The 239-nt window shown below is 57.3% G+C and carries 1 protein-coding gene; it reads right to left on the bottom strand.

Annotated elements, in window-relative coordinates; genetic code table 11:
• Positions 1-239, bottom strand: a 239-nt coding sequence (locus tag SB659_RS20430) for a cupin domain-containing protein (protein WP_410551756.1), incomplete at both ends; no start/stop codon positions are given.

Here is a 239-nt window from a genome sequence, read left to right as displayed (position 1 = left end):
CGCTAAGCCACCCGGTTCGTTGCCCTTCGATTTGCAGCATCGGACGGCGTAAAACCTCGACCAGCATGATTTCCACCAACCGGCCCATGACGAGTTCACGACCCGCCAATTGACAAAGCGACTCTTCGCCGATCAATTCGACAATACGGGTCAAGCGTCCCGCTTCTTCATCGGAGGATCGGAGGTAAAGGAGATCCGGCAGCAGACTCGCGAGGAGTTCGGTGTGCTCAGGTTCGACC

It is taken from the genome of Arthrobacter sp. SIMBA_036, assembly GCF_046535135.1.
In the GTDB taxonomy this organism is placed as follows: Bacteria; Actinomycetota; Actinomycetes; order Actinomycetales; family Micrococcaceae; genus Arthrobacter.
The sequence above is the reverse complement of the archived record's forward strand: the minus strand, read 5'-3'. Positions and strand labels throughout refer to the sequence as shown.